Origin of the sequence: Chlorogloeopsis sp. ULAP01 (genome assembly GCF_030381805.1) — a bacterium.
GTDB lineage: Bacteria > Cyanobacteriota > Cyanobacteriia > Cyanobacteriales > Nostocaceae > Chlorogloeopsis.
This window is the reverse complement of sequence record NZ_JAUDRH010000010.1, coordinates 38,216-59,764: the sequence shown is the minus strand read 5'-3', so window position 1 is coordinate 59,764 and position 21,549 is coordinate 38,216. Positions and strand designations below refer to the sequence as shown.

Sequence of the window (21,549 nt, the reverse complement as noted above, 5' to 3'; positions counted from 1 at the left end):
CCTTTAGGATAACAAAACTGGAAATTATTGGTAGTAACTTCCACTGTAATTTATCAGAAATCCACCTTAATCAAATTGACCCAAATAACCATAAAGAACAAAAAGAAGCTTTCACAGCAGGTGCGCTATCTGTAGCAGCACTTTTGCATCACAAATTTAATGAGCCTCGCTATCAATATAGCCGTGAATTAGATCCAATTGTCGGCGTTTCTTTCACAGGCTTGTTTGATTTCTTTGTTCATGCTTTTGGAGTTGATTGGTTGCGCTGGTGGGCAGAAGGAAGGACTGAAACTGCTCAAGGATTGGCGTTTAAGCGCAAAGAGCAGGAATATCTGAGTATGTGGAAAGATACTGTGCATCAAGTGGTTTGGGAGTACTGCGATCGCCACGGTATCAAACGTCCAAATCGCTGTACTACAGTTCAACCTAGTGGCACCAAATCTTTGTTAACTGGCGCAAGCCCAGGGTGGCACCCACCTAAAGCCCAAAGATTCATTCGTCGGATTACCTTCCGCAAAAATGATCCGGTAGCTTTGGCTTGTATTGAATATGGCTATAATGTTATTCCTTCTCAATCTGATAAAGATGAACAAGGAAATTTGTTAAACGATCCCTTTGATCCACGAGTTAGTGAGTGGTTGGTAGAAATTCCTGTTGCTGTACCTTGGGCTGATTTATCTGGTGCTGACGAAATAGATATCAGCAAATTTAGTGCGTTAGCTCAGATGGATTTCTATATGCAGGTACAGAAATTTTATGTCCGCCACAACACCTCTGCCACTATAGAAGTGCGAGAGAACGAAATTGAAGCTTTGGGAACTCGTATATACGAAGCTATTCGTGATGACGAAGGCTATATAAGTGCAGCTCTACTAGCAAGGTTTGACGATCATCAAACTTTCCCACGTTTGCCTTTTGAGCCAATCACAAAAGAATGCTATTACCAACTCATGCAAGAAGTGGAAATGCGTCGTCGAACTCATGATTTTCATACTGCATTAAGTAAATATGACTCAGGTGAATTAACAGAAGTCGGTCCAGCAGGATGTGATTCTGATAAGTGTATGATGCCTTCAGAAACTAAGCTGTAAAGCATATATAATCTAATTGAAGCGGTGGTAGAGATAGTAATTTCTATCACCGATTTTTTAAATTAAATTTTCAATAACATTTCTAGAAAAACTAAAGGATTTTGAGTAATCAAAAAATAATTTTGTCTAAAGATACAGCTCACCGACTTCTTAAAGAAGTCGAGAATCTGGTTTTTAACTAAGAAATATATTTCATATTTTTATAGCTATTTAAAATTATAGTAAGTTTTTTGTATAGTAATTTTTTGTTTATCTACAGTCTTGTGCCTTTCTGACAAAAATCACTTAAGACGTTAGGATTAAGAAAAAACCACAATTACTATCCTCAGTCTAGGAGAATATTTATGTTCCTTACTGAACTTACACCCATTTTTAATCAATTCACTCAACACCCAGTTTCATTTGTAGGTGGATTTTTCTCTGGTTTACTCAGACTCAACCTGGCTGATGATCCTGTTAAAAGTTGGTTAGAGCAACAGAGAGGTTATTCTACTTATACAGCAACCTCATCTGAAGCACATAATGGCAAAGCTAGTGGCCCTCAGTCAATTGCAATTGAATAAAATTCTGTTTTTCTAAATTTTGTCTTCAATAAGGTTTGCTGAAAATCGGCAAACCTTATTTTTTTCTCACTAACTTTCATTGCTGCTATTATGTATAACTGCACTGGTAATTGATTAATACATAAAAGGAAACTATAAGCACGATCGCCTAATTTTAGTTGTTTAGAGAAATGCAGTTTTCTATACTGGAGCGATCACGCAAAAAATAATTTTATCCCTGCCAGGGAGAATCATGCTTAAAGTAAAAAATCTAGCATCTGCATAAATAGGTAGATTTTAGATAAGAAGCATCAATAAAAATAAAACGAAATTATTTTAGCCATAAAACAAACTACACATATAAGGTAGTCTGATTTGAAGTTAGAAGTGTTTGTAAAATCTCATACTTTGAAAAAAGTCAAGATCGGTTATTATTATGAGCGTATGCGAAAGTTCAGCCTTAGCATTAGCATTGATTGAGTAGTAGATAGTCCAACCTTTCGGTTGCTTGTCTACCACAAAATTATGCCATCGTGAATTAGACCAAACGAAATCAATTCAATATTGATGCTCTGCGGACTATTTCTTCGGCTGGAGCAAATCGCTTGAATTCAGACTTACGTGATTCAGATGACTATTTACGTTGGAAATCTCTCCTACCGCGCTACCGAAGCAGACTTAAAAGCAGTTTTTGCTGATTATGGCGAAGTTGTAAGAATTGTATTGCCTACCGACCGTGAAACAGGTAGAATGCGTGGCTTTGCTTTTGTTGAAATGAGTGAAGACGCCCAAGAAGATGCAGCTATTACAGAATTAGATGGTGCTGAATGGATGGGTCGTCAGCTCAAAGTCAATAAAGCAAAACCGCGAGAGGATAACAACCGACGGGGTAGTTGGACGAAAAAACAATACTCTTAAAAGCAATGAAAGATAATCTTAGCAAATAGTTTTCTATTTACGCAAGCAAAAATCGCGAAAAACGGCTAGGCATAACTCAAAAGACAATACTTGAATAGCCTGTTAGTATAATGACCGATTGTCATGACTACATAAAGTGTCATGATTAATCGGTTTTTGGGTTTTTGCCATAATAAAGCTTTGCCATCACCTGTATCACAGAGTTACTGCATTACTCCCATAAATTAGCAGTTGGGTATACCTTATGCATATGTGCATAATATACGGCAAAAAGCATGGAGAGTTAAAACACACGATTTTTGAACAGCGATCGCACGTTTGGAAGTGGCAAACAGTGCTGTTTCGCGGTGACTTCACTACCAGCAAAAAAATACTCCAAATTTTCTACCTTCGCCCTACCCGCCACGAGTGCGATCAAGCTTGCCAGATAGAAAGTGATTCATCAATAACAGCAAAATTAAGATATTATTGCCTAGCTAGAATTGTACTAATTTTTACAATAAAACATTTACTTACACAATGGTTATATTGTCATTTAGCTACAAGTAGCTACAAGGGCAGATTTTGACCCATTAGTCATTATTACCAAGGGTCAGTGCATAAGCAACCAATTTATATTACCAGTAAAACTAGGTAAGTTTTCCTAAAAGGGGATTTCAAATGAGCAACTAATTTGGTGTAGAGGCATACTAGGCTGATTTCTTTAGTTTGTCTAAAATCAGATTTCAATTGTCAAATTACCTTTCTAAGATAGAGGCAGCAACCTCAAGTTGCTAGAAACGGGATCATTCCCACAAAAAGCCGGTCGCTAGGGAGGACAAAAATAATGACTAAAGCGGCAGAATCATTAGAGCAATCTCTCAGAGACGCTACAGCAGACCGTAGCTTAGATCGTGACTGTACTACTTTGTCCCGTCATGTCTTGCAGCAACTTCAGAGCTTTTCTGCAGAAGCACAGGACTTAAGTGCGCTGATGAATCGGATCGCGCTAGCTGGCAAACTCATTGCTCGTCATCTCAGTCGTGCTGGCTTAATGGAAGGCGTGCTTGGATTTACTGGGGAGACTAATGTTCAGGGAGAATCCGTCAAAAAGATGGATGTCTACGCCAATGATGTATTTATCGCAGTGTTCAAGCAAAGCGGCTTAGTATGTCGCTTGGCTTCTGAGGAAATGGAAAAACCTTACTACATTCCCGAAAACTGCCCCATTGGTCGCTACACTCTGCTGTACGACCCCATTGATGGTTCATCCAATACAGATATTAATCTCAGTTTGGGTTCCATTTTTTCGATTCGTCAACAAGAAGGAGATGACACGGACGGTTCCGCACAGGATTTACTTGCACCAGGAGGCAAACAAATTGCTGCCGGATACATCCTGTATGGCCCAAGTACGATGCTGATCTATACTATAGGAAAGGGCGTTCACTCTTTTACCCTTGATCCTAGTTTAGGAGAGTTTATTCTCACCGAAGAAAATATCCAAATTCCTAGCCACGGGCCAGTTTACAGTGTTAATGAGGGGAATTTCTGGCAGTGGGATGAATCGATTCGCGAGTACATCCGCTATGTGCATCGTACAGAGGGCTACACAGCTCGATATAGCGGGGCAATGGTTAGCGATATTCATAGAATTTTGATCCAAGGCGGTGTGTTTCTCTATCCAGGCACGGTTCAAAAACCAGAAGGGAAACTTAGGTTACTGTATGAAACTGCTCCCCTTGCGTTTGTAATTGAGCAAGCAGGTGGCCGCGCCACTACAGGACATGAGAACATCTTGGATGTAGTGCCAAAAAAATTGCATCAACGCACCCCTCTAATCATTGGTAGCAAAGAAGATGTAGCGAAAGTAGAGTCTTTTATTCAAAATGGCCATTAAACATTGGCAATGGTTGATAGCTAATAGCTAATAGTTAATGGCTAATGGGAAGTCGGTGCGCAGAACAGGGGTTTCCACGCCACTTGTTACGCTGCTTCACGTAGGGTAAAAACTGCCTGTTGGAACCTTCAAGAGCGCACTGTCTCTTTCAGGTGTGGCTCTCCTCCTTGGATCGCGGCAGAAATATATTTTTCTGTGCTAGTGGCGCTGTCTTTTCCTCTCAGTAAGTAGTGTGGGTGATTTTCCACGCAGTTAACCAAAATAATGGATTTAATTAGCAGTTAGTAACCTTTTGAACAATATCCATAGAAAAGATAATTAACAGGAGTGAAAAGACTGTTATGACAACAAATCATTTATTAGAGATTAAAAACTACGGTCAGAGTATCTGGATGGATAATTTGAGCCGTGATATTATTCAGTCTGGCGAATTGAAAGACTTGGTTGAAAATAAAGGTATCTGCGGGATTACCTCTAATCCAACCATTTTTGAAAAAGCGATCGCTAACAATGCCATGTACGATCGCGATATCGAAGCCGGAGTTCAGGCAGGATTGCCAACCTACAAAATATATGAGTCGCTGGTGTTTAAAGATATCCGCGATGCCTGTGATATTTTACGCCCTGTTTATGAAGCCTCAAATGGGTTGGATGGTTATGTCAGCATAGAAGTACCACCAACCATTGCTCATGATACTGAAGCCACAATAGCTGAAGCCCGTCGCTATTTCCAAGAAATTGGTCGGGAAAACGTCATGATTAAAATTCCCGGCACAGAATCAGGTTTACCAGCAGTTGAGCAGGTAATATCCGAGGGTATAAATGTTAATATTACACTGCTATTCTCCATACAGAGCTACATCAATACGGCTTGGGCTTACATTCGTGGCTTAGAAAAGCGGGTAGCCCAAGGTAAGGACATTAGTAAAATTGCTTCTGTTGCGAGCTTCTTCCTCAGCCGGATTGACAGCAACATTGACGGTAAAATAGACGCCAAACTAGCTAAAGGCGTTGATGATATCAATGTAGAAGCAAAACTACGGAAAATTCGAGGAAAAGTAGCGATCGCTAACGCAAAGATTGCCTATCAAGAATATAAAAAGATTGTACAAAGCGATCAATGGCAAGCTTTAGCGGCAAAAGGAGCAAAAGTGCAACGCTTACTCTGGGCAAGCACCAGCACCAAAGACCCCCAATATAATGACGTGATGTACGTCGATGAGTTGGTTGGTCCCGAAACCGTTAACACCTTGCCACCAGCGACAATTGAAGCTTGTGCCGATCACTGCGATGTTGCAAACCGGGTGGAAACAGATGTGGAAGAGGCTTATAACTTGATTGAAAGCCTCAAAGATCCAGACGTTAACATCGACATCAACGTGGTGATGGACGAACTGCTAGTTGAAGGTATTGACAAATTTGTCAAGCCCTTTGAATCCTTGATGAATTCTTTAGAAAACAAGGTCAAGCAGTTGTCACCAGTGTAGAAAATAGGGACTGGGGGCTGGTGACTAGGGACTGGGAAGAGGACAAGGAGACACGGGGAATGTAAATAAAATCTCTCCCAATTCCCAATCCCCGATCTCCAATCCCCGATCCCCAATCCCCGATCCCCAGTACCCAATCCTCAAATCCAAAATCAAATCCAAAATCCAAAATTGTTATGGTCAGTCTGCTAGAAAATCCCTTGCGGGTTGGTCTGCAACAGCAAGGAATGCCCGAACCTCAGATCATAGTTATCTTTGGTGCTTCCGGAGACCTCACTTGGCGTAAACTTGTGCCATCGCTTTATAAATTGCGACGGGAACGGCGCATTCCACCAGAAACCACCATCGTTGGTGTGGCTCGTCGAGATTGGAGTCACGAATATTTCCGCGAACAGATGCGGAAAGGTATGGAAGAGGTTCATGGCGGTGTTGGCCCGGAAGAACTCTGGCAAGACTTTTCTCAAGGTCTGTTCTACTGCTCTGGTAATATCGATAACCCCGAAGGCTATCAGAAACTGAAGACTTTGTTAAAAGAGTTAGATGACAAACGGGGAACGCGGGGGAACCGAATGTTCTACCTGTCTGTTGCCCCTAACTTCTTTGCTGAAGCAATCAAACAGCTAGGGGGTGCAGGAATGCTAGACGATCCCTACAAGCATCGCCTAGTCATCGAAAAACCCTTTGGTCGAGACCTAGCTTCTGCCAAGAGCCTAAACTTAGTAGTACAAAAATATTGTAAAGAACAACAAGTCTACCGTATCGACCATTACTTGGGTAAAGATACAGTTCAGAATCTATTAGTTTTCCGCTTTGCGAACGCGATTTTTGAACCGCTATGGAATCGTCGCTTCGTTGACCATGTTCAGATTACTGTAGCTGAAACCGTGGGAGTTGAAGACCGGGCTGGCTACTACGAAACTGTTGGTGCATTGCGGGATATGTTGCAAAACCACCTGATGCAACTTTTCTGCTTGACAGCAATGGAAGCCCCTAACTCAATGGATGCCGACAGTATCCGCACAGAAAAGGTTAAAGTGCTACAGGCTACTCGTTTAGCTGATGTGCAAAATTTAGATCTTTGTGCAGTACGGGGTCAATATAGTGCTGGATGGATGAAAGGACAGTCTGTACCAGGGTATAGACAAGAACCAGGAGTGAACCCCAACTCTACAACTGCTACCTATGTGGCAGTAAAGTTTCTTGTTGATAACTGGCGTTGGCAAGGAGTTCCCTTCTACCTGCGTACTGGTAAGCGAATGCCGAAAAAAGTCAGTGAGATTTCCATCCACTTCCGCGAAGTTCCCTCCCGGATGTTTCAATCCGCAGCACAACAGATGAATGCCAATATTTTAACAATGCGGATTCAGCCAAACGAGGGAATATCTTTGCGTTTTGAAGTCAAGATGCCTGGGGCTGATTTCCGTACCCGTTCTGTTGATATGGATTTTAGTTATGGTTCATTCGGTATCGAAGCTGCTACCGAAGCCTATGATCGCTTATTCTTGGATTGTATGATGGGCGATCAGACATTGTTCACACGGGGAGACGAAGTAGAAGCAGCTTGGCAGGTGGTAACACCAATTCTTTCTGTTTGGGATGCACCAGCAGATCCAGCCAAAATTCCTAGTTATGAAGCTGGTACATGGGAACCCGTGGAAGCGGAATTGTTAATTAACCGAGATGGCCGTCGTTGGCGCAGACTCTAGAAGGCAGACGGCAGAGAGAAGTTTGTAGGCGCGGAGCGACTTCCCGTAAGGGTGGGGAGGTTTCCTCCGAAAGCGTTGCTCCTCCACAAGGAGGCTCAAAGCTTCAAAGAGGCAGAAGGCAGAAGGGTTAATATCATTTTGATTACTTCATCCTTCATCCTTCAAACTTCATAATTCAAACTTCAATAATTCATAATTCAATTGCTATGACTTCCCAAGCTTCTACAATTTTTTCACTTCAGGCTCCAAAAGATGTCTCGCTTTCGGATATTGAAGCGGAACTCAGCCAAATTTGGCAAAGCTATGGTATCGCCGGTGAAGACGGTACACTTCCTGCTGCTACACGGGCAGCAACATTTACTTTGGTGGTTTACGAACCCGAAGAAACTCAACATTTGTTAGCTGCCTTGGGATTTTACAATGGCCCAATTGATGGAATTCTTGGGCCGCAAACAGAAACAGCACTACGGGAAGTGCAGAAAAAATATGGATTGGCAGAAACTGGAACTGCTTCGACTGAAACCCTAAGTTTATTGCGGGAAGAAGTTGCCAAACGCCACAAGAGTGGGGAGACGGCTGAAAATGGTGCAGGTGGTGCAATTTCTAGCTTTGACACACAAAGTCCGAGAATAGCAGATGAAATTGCCCTCCGTAATCCGTGTCGTATTATTGCCCTGTTGCCAGTAGTTGGAGAAGACGAAGGCGTAAAGGTGCAAGTCTCCGCTTATTGTCCTATTCAAAAGGGTTCGTCAAGTACTCTGGTTTGCTGTGAATACATCACTCTGACTGGTACTGCTGCCGCTTTAGAACGAATAGGTGGTATGGTGCCAGCACTGTTAATTGGCGGTTTGCCCAAATTTCTCTGGTGGAAAGCAACCCCCGATCCAAATAACAACCTATTTAAGCGACTGGCGGCTGTTTGCAACAATGTCATTGTCGATTCCTGTAACTTCAATAAGCCAGAAACAGATTTGCTCAGTCTACAAGCATTGGTAGAAAATGGTGTACCGTTGGCAGACTTGAACTGGCGTCGGCTGTCGGCGTGGCAAGAGTTAACGGCAGAAGCTTATGATCCACCACATCGCCGTGCTGCCCTTACAGAAATTGATAGAGTCAACATTGACTACGAAAAAGGCAACCCCGCGCAAGCCTTGCTGTTTTTAAGTTGGTTTGCAAGTCGCTTAAATTGGCATCCGGTTTCTTATCAGCGAGAAAGCGGTGATTATGATCTCATGCGTATTAGCTTTCTTACCAAAGACCAAAGGCAAGTAGAAACAGAGTTAGCAGGAGTTCCCGTTGCTGATGGAGGTGAAATTTCTGGAGACTTGATTGCTCTACGTCTAAGTTCCACTAATCCACAGGCTAATTGTGGTACACTCATCTGTTCGGAAACAGGTGGCTGTATGCGTATGGAAACCCAAGGCGGCGCTCAGTCTTCTGGATTGTTTCAACAAGTAACTTCACTCTCCGAACAAAAAGCAGAATTTTTGCTGAGTCAACAGGTACAACGCTGGGGGCATGAAGTCTTATTTGAAGAAAGCCTTGCTGTGACAGCGCAAATTCTCAAACTTTCTCAAAGCCAGTAGCTAATGGCTAATTGCTAATAGCTAATGGAAAAATAACAATTAGCAATTAGCAATTAACAGTTAGCAATGTCTTTAATTATTGCAGGAGAACGTAGCGGGGTGGGTAAGACGACAGTCACACTCACCCTGTTAGCGTTTTTATGTCGAAAGTCAAAACGAGTACAATCTTTCAAAGTTGGGCCAGACTATATAGATCCGATGTTTCATCAGCACGTTACTGGGCGTGCTTGTCGAAATTTAGATCCAGTACTGACCTCGGAATCATACGTAAAACAGTGTTTTTTATATGACACTCAAAAGTGTGAATATGCCCTTGTCGAAGGAGTGATGGGGCTGTTTGATGGAGTTTCTGGAAGGCAGAAGGCAGGGGGCAGTAGACGCGGAGCGGCTTCCGTAGGTAAGCAGAAGGGAGAGGAAATACAAAATTCTGTACTTTATCCTACTTTTGCTAGTACGGCACACATAGCACGGCTGTTAGATTTGCCTGTGGTATTGGTGATTGATTGCAGTCGCTTGTCTGGTTCAGTAGCAGCGATCGCTCACGGTTATCGTTCCTTCGATCCCAAAATTAAAATGGCTGGGGTGATTTTAAATCGTGTCGGAAGTGATCGCCACTTGCAATTACTCCAAGATTCTCTTGAACCTTTAGATTTGCCTATTCTTGGTGTACTGCGACGTGAAGATAATATTACTATTCCTGATCGCCATCTCGGTCTAGTACCCACAGCAGAACTTCCTCAATTGAATGCATTAATTGATAGACTTGCCCATTTGGGTGAGACTTGCTTTGACTGGGAAAAATTGTTACCTCTTCTAGAGGCTAGGCAAGAGGACACGGAGACACGGAGACACGGAGACACGGGGAATGTTTTTGATAGTTTCTCTGCGTCTTTTTCCAAAACTCGAATCAAAATTGCAATTGCTTGCGATCGCGCTTTTAATTTTTACTACCAAGATAATCTCGACTTGTTACAACAACTTGGTGCAGAACTTGTTTTCTGGAGTCCCCTAGAAGATGCTGAACTACCAGAATGTGTACAGGGAATGTATCTTGGTGGTGGTTTTCCAGAAGTATTTGCGCAACAACTAGCGGAAAATACTTATGTTCGTGAAGCTGTAAAAACAGCAATTCTAGTGGGAATGCCTACAATAGCCGAGTGTGGCGGGTTAATGTATTTGTGCGAGCAAATAGTTGATTTTGAAGGTAAATCTTGGCCGATGGCAGGAGTGTTACCAACCACAGTAATGATGAGCAAGCGTCTGACTTTAGGATATCGCCGCGCTGTTGCCTTACAAGATAGTTTGTTAGTGAGTGCAGGTACAACAGTTTATGGTCATGAATTTCACCGTTCTTGTTTAAGATTAAATCCCGCTCAACCATTATTTGAAACTTGGCGCTTTGATTGTTTAGAATCAACAGGATATGAGGGATGGTGTTCGCTTCCGAATCTTCACGCTTCATATATTCATATGCATTGGGGCGAGCATCCAGAAATTCCACAGCGATTTTTAGAGAATTGTTTTAGTTTTGGCTTAAGTAAAAAAGTACTTGATTAATTGAATTTACTGTTGAAATACACGAGGTTACATTAAAACTCTTGCACTGATTCTAGCTTCAAAAAAATCGACCACAGACAGACACAGATATCACAAATAAAATCAATTTTTATCGGTGTCAATCTGCGGTTATAATTCTAATACGCATTTTTTTAAAATCAAATACGAATCCTATAGAAATACAAATCTAATTAAATAATTGACTAATTTTTTGCTGCGATCGCATTAATTTTTTCATTCAGTTCTCGAATCCGACGAGACAAAATCCCAATAATATTCACGGCAATTTCTGGTGTTTCATCAATAGCTTCGTAAAGTTGCTCTTGTGTTAGTTCCAAACATTCACAAGCTTCTAAAGTTGTTGCTGAAGCAGAACGCGGTTGAGCATCAAAAACTGACATTTCACCAAAAGATTCACCTTTGGGAAAAACTGCTAGCTGTTGGTTGCCAATATGAACTTTGACTTTACCAGAAACGACAATATAAAGCGATCGTCCTTCATCCCCTGCTTGAAAAATAGTATAGTTTGTTGGAAATTCTAACTCATCCATGACTGAAGCCAATCGAACAATAAAATCATCGCGTAATTCTTTAAAAATCGGTACTCTACGGACAAATAATAAGCGTTCAACGGTAGTTAGCATAAAATTGGTTATAAATTCCTCATTAACTCTTGCACTTGAGCAACTACAAGTGGGTGTGGATCTTTTTGCAACTGAGGCAAAATTTTCAGCAGAATGCGAGGTGATACTGTACTCAAATACGCTACTGCTGCTTCTCGAACAAAGCCTGTGGGATGACGCAAACTTCTCAGAACTTGTTCGCTAGTCAGTCGGATATTAGCAACTTGGGCAAAATGAAAACAACAAGCCACGCACCAATCAGAAAGCAAATTATCCTGTGTTAACAAAAAACAAGTGCGTTTGCTAATCATCATTTGTTCATAATTGGTAATTCCCGCATCAATTAAATGTTGCAATTTTTCTGAGGGCGATCGCTGATCTAAGATATTGAGTAATACAGATTTACTTTGTAAACTGACACTATGCTCTAAAATCTCTAAACCTCGTGCTAAGTTTACCAATGATTCAGACCGCAAATTGAATGCTGCTGCTTGAATTTTATCTATTGGACAAATTAGCTGTAGTAGTAACAGCAAACGCTCTTGAACATCGATTTCTACTTCTAATAGGGCGTGTTGCAGAAGGGATAAAACAACTAAAAATTTTTTGTCTGAGTTATAAACTTCTAAAGTTTCTTTGGCTTTTAAATCTATGTCTTGAGCATAAATTTTGTTTTGGATTTTGAAATCTATATATGCAGCGTAAATAATACCTAAAAACTCCAATTCTTCTTCAATTAGTTTTTTTACCTGATTTTCATAAAAGTGATGTTCAAAGGAAGTAGCTTCGCGAGCGGATAAAACTAAAACTCCCTTTTGTTGTAGTCTTTTCAATAAGGTACGAAGAATGTAACCTCTATTCTTACCCCTAGATAATTCTAGATGCTGCCATAAAGTATCTATTGCTTCTAAAGTGGGAATTTGACCGATAGTACGCCAAGCATACATCCGCACAATTTCTGGTTTATAAATATCAGTGGCTAAGTTTATCAATATTGGTAAGGCTTCATTTTCTAGCCCCACTAAAGCACGCATTGCTGTAGTCCGCGTTGATTTATACTGAAGCCCTAATAGTAGTGCTGTATAATATTCTTCCAAATGAGTTGCTGCAATTGTTTCTAAAACTGCACAACGCACTCCCAAAGACTCATCCTGTAATAAATTTGGTATATAAATTCGCAGTGCCTGCAAGTAAACTGCTTCTCTAAGCGCTCTGACTGCATTTACTCTTTCTCGTTCTTGTTTGTGAGTGAGCATCCGCCGCAAAATTTTGGTTGCAGTTGACTTTTGTAGTGGTGTTCCTTGACGTAATAATAAGGCAGCAGAAGTTGCACGAATAATTGAGTGTTGTTCTTCTGTTAAGTATTGTTCCAAAAGATTGACATCTGGCTCTGGCTCGCAAAACCAAACGTAACGTAAGGCAAGAGCAAAAACTTCTGGACTAATCAGGTGTTGGGGTAATTCTAACAAAGCTCGGACTTCTAGCAAATAATTAGGATTTGCACCTGCCGTCAATAGAATCTCTAAACTAGGTTTCTGCAATGAAGGGGGAAGCTTGACGAGCAGGGGTGCCAACACTTCTGTTGCACTTTGGGGATCAATTTGAGATAAAAGTTCGATACAAGAGCGCTTATCTGCTTCAGTGCCTTTTTCTCCTAAAGCTTTCACAACTCCTTGTTTAAATGTGCGTAAATCTATGTCTGTTGCGTTCAGTTGTCCTCTTTCGGCACTTAAGACTAATAAATTAACGTAATGCGATCGCAACAACCAAATTACTCCCAAACAGCATACAGCCACGACCATAGTTTCTGCTACCATAATCGTGCTATGTGCGGACACGGGCAAAAATAGCTTTCCCAGGCAGAGGGTGATGAGAATAACTACACCCCCAATCCCAGCACCAAAGGCGTCTGCAATGCCTCCTGAGAATGACTGAACGCTGCTGCGAAAGCGATCTGGAATTGGTTGAAAAAGTAAAGGGCTACTGCTAGCAACAAAGGTATAACGTAAAATTTCATCTAAGAACTTGAGAATCACTAAACCCCATAAAAGATTGTGGCTATTGCTCCAAGGTAATAAACCCAGCAAAGATAGCGTTAAGGGTATGACAATACCTGCGGTGACAGGTAAAGTTGCAGCAGTAATAAATACTCCAAAGCGTTCCAGAGCGCGGCTAGAAATAAATAACTGCATTCCTAGCTCGCACACTCCCATAGTTCCACCTAGTAAACTCAAAAAGGTAGCGATATCTTTACCCTGAAAATTTGATTTCAACTGAGACAAATATTGAAAATCTATCAACACTCCCATTGCTTGTATGAGAGTAAAAAACGCAAATAACAACCAGGTATAATGCTTCAAAGAACCATAAAGGCGTTGCTGTTTATAGTGCTGGGCTTGTTTTGTTTGTCTTTGAGGAACATTAGGAAAAGCCTGCGAATAATTTTTACTTAGATATAAAAGAATCCCCGCTCCCAAGACAACGAAGATACCAGCGAAGGGCATAATCACATTATTGAGATCTACAAATAGCAGCAAAAAAGGTAAACTAAAGCCGCTAAGAACATCAGCTACTAAAACGCCACTGCTAATGATTGGGTAGGTGCGCTTAATTTCCCGAATATTGAATAGCTGGTTAGCTGCAATCGAGGTATTGAGATCGTTAACAATGTAGAATGCATCTACCCATAACCGCAGGATAAATATGATAAATATCGAAAGTAACGAAATATGTAAACCCAGATGTAAAAACATCAATGGCACAAACATGCAGGGGGCGATCGCCACTATCACCTGCCGCAAGGGGAAAATTTTTTGCAACCAAGAGTAGAAAAAAACCAAGACTCCACCCATGAATGCGCTGGCTGCATACATCAAAGGCAGGAGATCAGAGCCATACTCATCTAGAAACAGTGCTACAGCAGAATCCTCTGACCATCGTAATCCTATTGAGGTAGTGGTATAAAAAGCAAACATTAACCATGTACGATCGCTCTCCTCAGGTCGAAGATTTACCCACTTTAGCAGTCGCGACAGAATCATTTTTCTTTGGGCAGGCTGGTAATTTTTCAGTTCCATGCAGTTTTACTTTCTAGTAATTGCACCCCTAAAAGCACAAGTAAAATATATAACAATTTATTTGAGATGTCAGAGTAGCATTTTTGTTGAAGGGATGCATCTACCAACCTCAATCAGATTTATTGAAATAGCAAAAATCCCGATCAACTGAGTATATTTTTCCCACTCAGCGATCAGGACTTTCAATTCGGCTGTTGAATTTAGAGCAATATTATTTCTTTGGAGACAGGAGCATCATCATATTTCGCCCCTCTTTCTTTGGTGCTTGCTGCACCTCGGCAACCTCTTCTAAGTCGGCAGCCATCCGTTTGAGCAGTTCTTCTGCCATGTCGCTGTGTTGAATTTCTCGACCACGGAACATTACAGTAGCTTTTACTTTATCACCATCTTTGAGAAAACGTTCTGCTTGTTTGACACGCACATTATAATCATGCGCCTCTATCTTGTAGCGCATCTTCACTTCTTTGACATCAGCTGTATGTTGTTTCTTACGCGCTTCCCGTGCTTTCTTCTCCTGCTCAAATTTATACTTCCCATAATCCATAATCCGACAAACCGGCGGATCAGCCTTATCACTGAGCAGTACCAGATCCAGCTCTTTTTCCTCTGCTAGTTGTAGTGCTTCCTGTGGGGACATAATTCCCAATTGTGCACCATCAGTGTCAATGACCCGAATTTTCGGGAAACGAATTCTTTCATTAATTTGGGGTAAATCGCGGGTTCTTTTTTTCTCTGTCACTGCCATTATGAGTTGTGGGAGCTGATTTTTAAGAATAGGGCTTGGTTTGGTATTGTTTTATTTGCCTCAGCAGCAAACATAATTGAATATCTCAAGGACTGAAAATAGTCTATATTTCCAGGGTAGCTAATCAATAAGAAAGATATTCTCTTATTGGTTGTATCTGTCATTCTACTAATTCTGAGAGGATTTCTATCTAATCGTTAACCTAAATTACACAACTGCAGCATTTGTTAACTATTGTACTATTTCTTTGTGACAATGTTAACATTCTCTTCCCTCAATATAATTACTGGTTTTATAAAGCAAAATTAAACACTTACTGGAATAAGAACATAGAAGATTCAATAAATAATACAGAACCTAGAATACAATTTATAAAGCTTAGGCGTGGGTTTTGACTTCTGTAGACGTGCCTTTGTTGGCTTCACGCAGGTTTTCTTTGTTCTTTCTCGAAATAAAAATAGTAATAATTTTTACAAACTTATTTTTTATGAGTATTATTTCGGAGATATCTTGAAAGTGTTACTACAGTCATGTGCTAAGTGATGTTGTTTCTTGAGGATATGATAAGCGATCGCTTCTCAGCAAAAAACCCAAGATACACAACATCAAGTACGCAGATATCAGACGATACCCTTAGAAGTTGAGATGACTTAAAAGGAGTCAAAAGTGCTCCATTTAAAATAGAAATAGCAGTATTCCTATGGCTAAGAAATTGGAGGAAGTGTGAACGGTACAGTTCACTGGCAAGAACGAGTAGGCAATCAAAGAGACTGGGTTTGGCGGGGTTGGCAAACCCGCTATACCTACATTCGCCATACCCAAAATCATTACAAGGCAACACCTTTAATTTTGCTACATGGATTTGGTGCTTCTATTGGGCATTGGCGACATAATTTGGAGGTGTTAGGAGAACGACACACAGTTTATGCCCTCGATATGCTGGGTTTTGGTGCTTCTGAAAAAGCAGCCGTTAATTACAGTATCCAACTGTGGGTAGAACAAGTTTACGATTTTTGGAAAACATTTATCCGTCAGCCTGTAATTCTAATAGGTAATTCTATTGGCTCGCTGATTGCCCTAGCTGTCGCTACTGCCCATCCAGAGATGATCCAAGGTGTAGTGATGATGAGTCTACCAGATCCATCATTAGAGCAAGAGGCTATTCCTGCTTTACTACGTCCTGTTGTCACCACAATCAAAAATATCGTAGCTTCGCCGTTGTTGCTCAAACCCCTATTTTATCTGATACGCCGACCAAGTTTTTTACGTCGTTGGGCTGCGATTGCCTACGCTAACCCAGAGGCGATCACAGATGAACTAATAGAAATACTAGCAGGGCCTCCTCAAGATCGGGGTTCTGCCCGTGCTTTTACTGCATTATTCAAGGCTACAATTACTGCCAATTTTGGGTTCAGTGTCAAATCTTTATTGCCAACTTTAACAATACCTATGCTTTTAATCTGGGGAAAAAATGACAGATTTGTTCCCCCAGCCCTTGCTCATGAATTTGCTCAGTACAACGAAAATCTGAAACTGCTGAATCTAGACAATGTAGGGCATTGTCCGCATGATGAATGTCCAGAAACAGTTAACCAGGCTATTTTGGATTGGATTATTTCAGTTTCTAATCAGTAACAGATCCCCGACTTCTCAAAGAAGCCGAGGATATTGCAGGGCTTTAGAAGTTATTTTTATTTTTGAGTGTCTTTGTGTTTGATGTTTTATTCACCACCAAGACACGAGACACCAAGTAAAATGAATGTATTGTCAACTACCTAGCCAATAGTCACTTGACTAGTATCAACAGAAGTAGCTCCATTCACTGAGCGCGCAACGGAAACCATCTTGTTAAGAATGTCTTGACTGGGAATTTTACCTTTTAATACTACTGTGCTGCCTGTTTGAGCAACCCAGAGAGTTTCTATGTCAGTCAACTGCTGATCTTGATCAAACGCAAGCGCTACACGTTTCGCCAAACCACTTTGATCATATTCTCCATTCAATCCCATGCGTTCAGGAGCAATTTGTTGAGTCGCAGCAGGTGTCGCTGAAGGTTGTTGCTGTACTTGTTGAGGAGTAGGATTTACTTGTGCGTTTTGAGGCTTTTCTAGTCCAAAAAGTCTTTTAAGCCAACCCATATACTTATTTTCCTGGGATAACTAAATTTTCATCTGAAGTATAAAAGTTAAAATCAAAATTTACATCTACCTATCATCTGATATGCAGCAAAAATAACTTCTACCAATAGAGTATTGAAGAAGGCAGTCCCAAATAAACAAGTTTTACAAGCCTTGCATGAAAGTGTTTTTCTCCCCCACCTTCCCCAGCTTCCCTAGCTCCCCCCGCTCTTTCAAGTCAGAAGTTATTTGGCAGAGGGCAGAAGGGAATTAAAGGGGGATTCTAACCCCCAGTTCCTAGTCTCTATTTTCAAGACAGGGAGCTATAAACTTCATCATAGTCTCACCTTTGCTCGCTTTCGCCCTCAATTAAGTGTAAAGGCTCTCAACAAGGTAAATGACTGAATCAGAGACTAGCCTACTTCATTCCACAGTAGGATTTACATTTCTCTACAATTAACCTAGCAAGCGTTACACTTCATTGCAAACTAAGAAGAGAGGTAAAACAACGTGATAAGTTTTGAAAACGTGAATCAATAACTCTAGATTTAATCAAGAGAAGGAGAATACGGTGGCAATGGAATCAACTCTTCAAAATGGCACAAGTGCAGTACGTGAAGACTTTAGTGAATATGTTGCCCATCTCCAACTGCACATGGCTCTGCAAGCTCGTAATCTGGTTCCAACTTTGACACAAACAAACTCAGATAGTCGAGAGCAACTCCTCCATCAAACTCAAGCGCATTTTGAAAAGCTAGTTTCTCGCCGCTCACTCTAAACTAATTTATACAACTTTTGAATAAAATCAATAGCAGATCTTTTTGACTTAAAGCTAATACAGCTAATGCAGTCTTCATTAAGATCTGCCTTTTTTATTACTTACTTGTGTGTTTCCAAAGTGCTATTATCATAATGAGTGCCTGTAAGCACCATCTGCTCGTGGTATTATGAAGTTTGCACATAAACAAGTAAACATCAGAACTTAATAGTTTTGCATAGCGTTCCCTATATGTCGGCTTGCTCCATCAGATCCTTGAGTTATGCTATTTGCAATTAAGTGGCGGAATGTTCACTTATGAAAATCACTCTTTTGGATCAACGGTAAGTAACGGAAAGCCGTTAATATTAATGCAGCGAGAAGTTAGAGACTCGGTTTGCGACTGAAGTGCTTTAGCTGCACTTTAACGAAAAGCCAAAGGCAGTTTATATCCTGCGGAAACTGCCTAATATGTATCTTAAGCAGAGCAAGGCTCCAACTTTGAAAGTTCCTTTCCTCCTAATGTATTTAAGGCTGAATGGCAGCTCGAATGAAAATGAGTTCATTACTTACTCGAAATCTCAATATTCTCATCCGACAAGTCCAATACCGTGACTTGGACGGCATTGAACGTTTAGCTCAAGATTCATTCGCAGCCAAAACCCAAAAGGGAGCAGAGTTTGCGATGCGGCAGATGCAATGGCTGCGTCGTTGGTATGGATTACTGAAATTTTTAAGTTGGTTTCCTAACCCATTAAAGTATATCTTTTTTGGGTATGTCGCAGAACAGGGGCGAATGCTTCTGGGAATGATTCAAGTGTCTCCATTTAATCGCACGCGGAGTACTTGGCGGGTTGATCGCGTCATGCTAGATCGTACTGCCGATAAGCAAGGAATTGGCTCGCAGCTTCTGCGTTACTGCTTTGAGTCAATTTTAGAAGCTCGCACTTGGATATTGGAAGTTAATGTCAATGATACAGAAGCGTTAGCATTGTTCAGGCATAATGGCTTTCAGCGTTTGGCTGAAATGACTTATTGGGAAATACAACCACAATTGTTAGCTGAGTTGGCACAAGCACAGCCAGACTTGCCAAACCTACTACCTGTGAGTAATGCTGATGCTCAATTGCTGTATCAACTTGATACGGCTTCAATGCCACCTTTGGTACGGCAGGTGTTTGATCGCCAAACCCAGGATTTCAAAACTAGTTTGTTTGGTGCTTTGATTGATGCTGCCAAACAATGGATGACGAAAACAGAAGTCGTGAGTGGTTATGTATTTGAACCCCAACGCAAAGCCGCGATCGGTTATTTTCAGATCTCGCTAGATCGCAAAGGCGAAGAAGCCCACATTGCAACTTTAACCGTTCACCCAGCATACACCTGGTTGTATCCAGAACTGCTAACTCAGCTTGCTCGTATTGCCCAAGATTTTCCTCAGCAACCCTTGCAACTAGTTTCGGCTGATTACCAACCGGAAGGAGAAGAGTATTTGGAGCAAATAGGGGCAACTCGTGTAGAACACACCCTGATCATGTCTCGCTCTGTTTGGCATAAGGTACGGGAGTCTAAATTTGTCTCTCTAGAAGGAATTCAGCTGCCTGAGGTGCTGCAAGGATTGCAACCGGCACGGAAACCGATACCGGGTGGAATGTTATGGGTACCACCAAGGCAACAAACACCTGTAGACAGATCTATACAACCTAATCCATCGAAAGAAACTATTAATTTTTCTTGCAAAAATTCTCACCTGGAAACATCCTGCCAATCGGAGTCGGCAGATGCACAAAAACAGGAGTAGTGATTTGGTAGTTGAAAATGGACACACCAAATGTGGGAAAGGGGGATGCGGAGAAATTTTCTCTTCTGATGTATCTCTCGATTCAATCAAAAAGACCAAAGCATTTATTTCTGCTCTAGGATTAGATGTTGGTCGTAAACGTATTGGTGTGGCAGGATGCGATCGCACTGGTTTAATTGCCACTGGTATTACCACTATTGAGCGCACATCTTTTGAGCGGGATGTGGAGCAAATACGACAATTAGTTGTTGAGCGAGAAGTACAAGTGTTAGTTGTCGGTTTACCTTATTCTATGGACGGTTCTTTGGGCTTTCAAGCACGGCAAGTACAGAAATTTGCCAAACAACTGAGTAAGGTGATTAAACTTCCACTCGAATATGTAGATGAGCGATTAACTTCATTTCAAGCGGAACAGTTGTTAATTGCTGAAAACCGTTCCCCATCACGACATAAAGCGTTGATTGATCGCAAAGCCGCAGCTTTGATTTTGCAACAATGGTTAGATGCCCGGCGAACTAACCTTAAATTCACGGAAGTATCTGCTGAGTAACCATAGCTCTAGCATGATATTCTGAAATCTGTTACCCAGCACTTAATTGTGTATCCAAGACTCATTGTTTGACATATCTTGTCATTAAGCAGTTAAACGATTTCTCAAGTAGCTGGTAATTATTAAAGTTCTACACTTGGGCTATGTTTTCCTCTTCTTTTTCTGACGAACACGATCGCGAACATTCTGGTACCATCAGTTTGACAGATGACAAAGGGCGATCGCTTGAATGTTATGTAGAGCATTCGCTTGAAGTTGATGGGCAAGAGTATTTTTTACTTCTTCCTATTGACTCACCAGTAGAAATTTTTGCTTGGCAAGGTGATGGTGAGGAAGAAGAAGCCATTCTTGTGGAAGATGATGCGACTATCGACCAAATTTTTACCACTGCCCAAGCGGTTTTGTCTGAGCAGAACTTGGTTTTGAAGAACACAGCTTATGCTTTGACTGTCGGTGGCGAGCTCCCACCAGTTGAAGAATCAGAACTTTTCACTTTAGAAATAGAAGATGAAGAGTCAGATTTAGAACCAGAGCAATTACAGTTATTAGCTAGCTTTTACTACGAAGAGCAAGAGTACGCAATTTACACTCCCCTCGATCCACTGTTATTTTTTGCACGGATATCAAAAAGTGGTAAACCTGAATTGCTCTCTCCAGAAGAATTTCGCCAAGTACAGCCACTATTAGAAGAACAGTTGTTTAATGAAGTTGAATAAATTCAAAACTCAAATTAAGAATGAAAAATTTTAATGCTTAATTAAGATTTTGAATTAAGTAGTTTTTGCAAAACTGGGTTCTAAAGAACACAAGGAGAGAAGAGATGAATCATAAGTCTTGTCTCCTTGTTTTAATATTTTGGCATATATTTCAAGTCAGACGTTCATGTGATAAATCATACAACCAGGTAATGAAAATCTCTTTTCTGCTCCCTAACCCTGTTTTCAAAAAACCCTACACCCTAGAAGGGTGAGGCTATACAAACCAAGCCCCAAAGTTCTGAGCATCGGTTTCCAGCGCACCCTGCGCAAAGCCACCTCGTTTACAGACTTCTCTTTGCCTGCGTGGGCTTTGTCTTAAGTAGCGATACCCTTCTAGGGTATTGCATCAAAATCG

The 21,549-nt window shown here is 41.1% G+C and carries 17 protein-coding genes and 1 pseudogene; 14 read left to right on the top strand and 4 right to left on the bottom strand.

The annotated features are described in order from the left end of the window. Positions 1–20: 20 nt before the first annotated feature. The 9 genes and pseudogenes from nrdJ to QUB80_RS19985 all read left to right on the top strand — a co-directional run. Positions 21–1,091, top strand: a pseudogene (gene nrdJ / locus QUB80_RS20025) (ribonucleoside-triphosphate reductase, adenosylcobalamin-dependent); the annotation flags it as partial. Positions 1,092–1,435: 344 nt separating this feature from the next. After that, a complete protein-coding gene (locus tag QUB80_RS20020) occupies positions 1,436–1,654 on the top strand; it encodes a ssl0294 family protein (protein WP_289791277.1) in 219 nt (72 codons plus the stop codon). A 609-nt stretch (positions 1,655–2,263) separates the two neighbouring features. Continuing rightward, the gene (rbp, locus tag QUB80_RS20015) at positions 2,264–2,551 is read left to right on the top strand and encodes an RNA-binding regulator (RefSeq protein WP_289791276.1); all 288 of its coding nucleotides are present in this window, start codon (positions 2,264–2,266) and stop codon (positions 2,549–2,551) included. Positions 2,552–2,795: 244 nt separating this feature from the next. Then, positions 2,796–3,119 carry a hypothetical protein gene (locus QUB80_RS20010; RefSeq protein ID WP_289791275.1) on the top strand — a complete coding sequence of 108 codons (324 nt, stop codon included), beginning with the start codon at positions 2,796–2,798 and terminating at the stop codon, positions 3,117–3,119. A gap of 258 nt (positions 3,120–3,377) precedes the next feature. Beyond that, positions 3,378–4,430, top strand: a complete 1,053-nt coding sequence (gene fbp / locus QUB80_RS20005) for a class 1 fructose-bisphosphatase (protein WP_289791274.1) — start codon at positions 3,378–3,380, stop codon at positions 4,428–4,430. A gap of 341 nt (positions 4,431–4,771) precedes the next feature. Continuing rightward, positions 4,772–5,917 carry a transaldolase gene (tal, locus tag QUB80_RS20000; RefSeq protein ID WP_289791273.1) on the top strand — a complete coding sequence of 382 codons (1,146 nt, stop codon included), beginning with the start codon at positions 4,772–4,774 and terminating at the stop codon, positions 5,915–5,917. 176 nt (positions 5,918–6,093) lie between these two features. Further along, positions 6,094–7,623 (top strand): glucose-6-phosphate dehydrogenase, encoded by a 1,530-nt coding sequence (zwf, locus tag QUB80_RS19995; RefSeq protein WP_289791272.1) that lies wholly within the window; start codon positions 6,094–6,096, stop codon positions 7,621–7,623. A 206-nt stretch (positions 7,624–7,829) separates the two neighbouring features. Further along, positions 7,830–9,209: a glucose-6-phosphate dehydrogenase assembly protein OpcA gene (gene opcA, locus QUB80_RS19990; RefSeq protein WP_289791271.1), complete on the top strand. Its 1,380-nt coding sequence runs from the start codon at positions 7,830–7,832 to the stop codon at positions 9,207–9,209. Positions 9,210–9,275: 66 nt separating this feature from the next. Next, positions 9,276–10,766, top strand: a complete 1,491-nt coding sequence (locus QUB80_RS19985; protein WP_289791270.1) for a cobyrinic acid a,c-diamide synthase CobB — start codon at positions 9,276–9,278, stop codon at positions 10,764–10,766. A gap of 203 nt (positions 10,767–10,969) precedes the next feature. On the opposite strand, the gene QUB80_RS19980 is transcribed toward QUB80_RS19985, so the two are convergent. From QUB80_RS19980 to infC, 3 genes are all read right to left on the bottom strand, one after another. Further along, positions 10,970–11,410 (bottom strand): Crp/Fnr family transcriptional regulator, encoded by a 441-nt coding sequence (locus QUB80_RS19980; RefSeq protein WP_016876980.1) that lies wholly within the window; start codon positions 11,408–11,410, stop codon positions 10,970–10,972. An 8-nt stretch (positions 11,411–11,418) separates the two neighbouring features. Next, positions 11,419–14,466: an MFS transporter gene (locus QUB80_RS19975; protein ID WP_289791269.1), complete on the bottom strand. Its 3,048-nt coding sequence runs from the start codon at positions 14,464–14,466 to the stop codon at positions 11,419–11,421. Between the two features lie 211 nt (positions 14,467–14,677). After that, positions 14,678–15,211, bottom strand: a complete 534-nt coding sequence (gene infC, locus QUB80_RS19970; RefSeq protein ID WP_289791268.1) for a translation initiation factor IF-3 — start codon at positions 15,209–15,211, stop codon at positions 14,678–14,680. 723 nt (positions 15,212–15,934) lie between these two features. Between infC and QUB80_RS19965 the strand changes: the two genes are divergently transcribed. Continuing rightward, positions 15,935–16,846, top strand: coding sequence for an alpha/beta fold hydrolase (locus tag QUB80_RS19965; RefSeq protein WP_289791267.1), 912 nt, complete (start codon positions 15,935–15,937; stop codon positions 16,844–16,846). Positions 16,847–16,986: 140 nt separating this feature from the next. Here QUB80_RS19965 and QUB80_RS19960 read toward each other — a convergent pair whose 3' ends face one another. Then, entirely contained in the window at positions 16,987–17,349 is a 363-nt protein-coding gene (locus tag QUB80_RS19960) for a phospholipid-binding protein (protein WP_289791266.1), read from the bottom strand. Between the two features lie 556 nt (positions 17,350–17,905). On the opposite strand from QUB80_RS19960, the gene QUB80_RS19955 reads away from it, so the two are divergent. The 4 genes from QUB80_RS19955 to QUB80_RS19940 all read left to right on the top strand — a co-directional run bounded on the left by QUB80_RS19955 (position 17,906) and on the right by QUB80_RS19940 (position 21,152). After that, entirely contained in the window at positions 17,906–18,106 is a 201-nt protein-coding gene (locus tag QUB80_RS19955) for a hypothetical protein (protein WP_289791472.1), read from the top strand. Between the two features lie 517 nt (positions 18,107–18,623). Then, the gene (locus QUB80_RS19950; protein ID WP_289791265.1) at positions 18,624–19,886 is read left to right on the top strand and encodes a GNAT family N-acetyltransferase; all 1,263 of its coding nucleotides are present in this window, start codon (positions 18,624–18,626) and stop codon (positions 19,884–19,886) included. Further along, on the top strand, positions 19,867–20,436 hold the full coding sequence (gene ruvX, locus QUB80_RS19945) for a Holliday junction resolvase RuvX (protein WP_289791264.1): 570 nt from the start codon (positions 19,867–19,869) through the stop codon (positions 20,434–20,436). Before QUB80_RS19950 ends, ruvX begins: the two co-directional genes overlap by 20 nt. A gap of 143 nt (positions 20,437–20,579) precedes the next feature. Further along, complete coding sequence (locus tag QUB80_RS19940) at positions 20,580–21,152, top strand: DUF3727 domain-containing protein (protein ID WP_289791263.1); 573 nt, start codon at positions 20,580–20,582, stop codon at positions 21,150–21,152. Positions 21,153–21,549 lie beyond the last annotated feature (397 nt).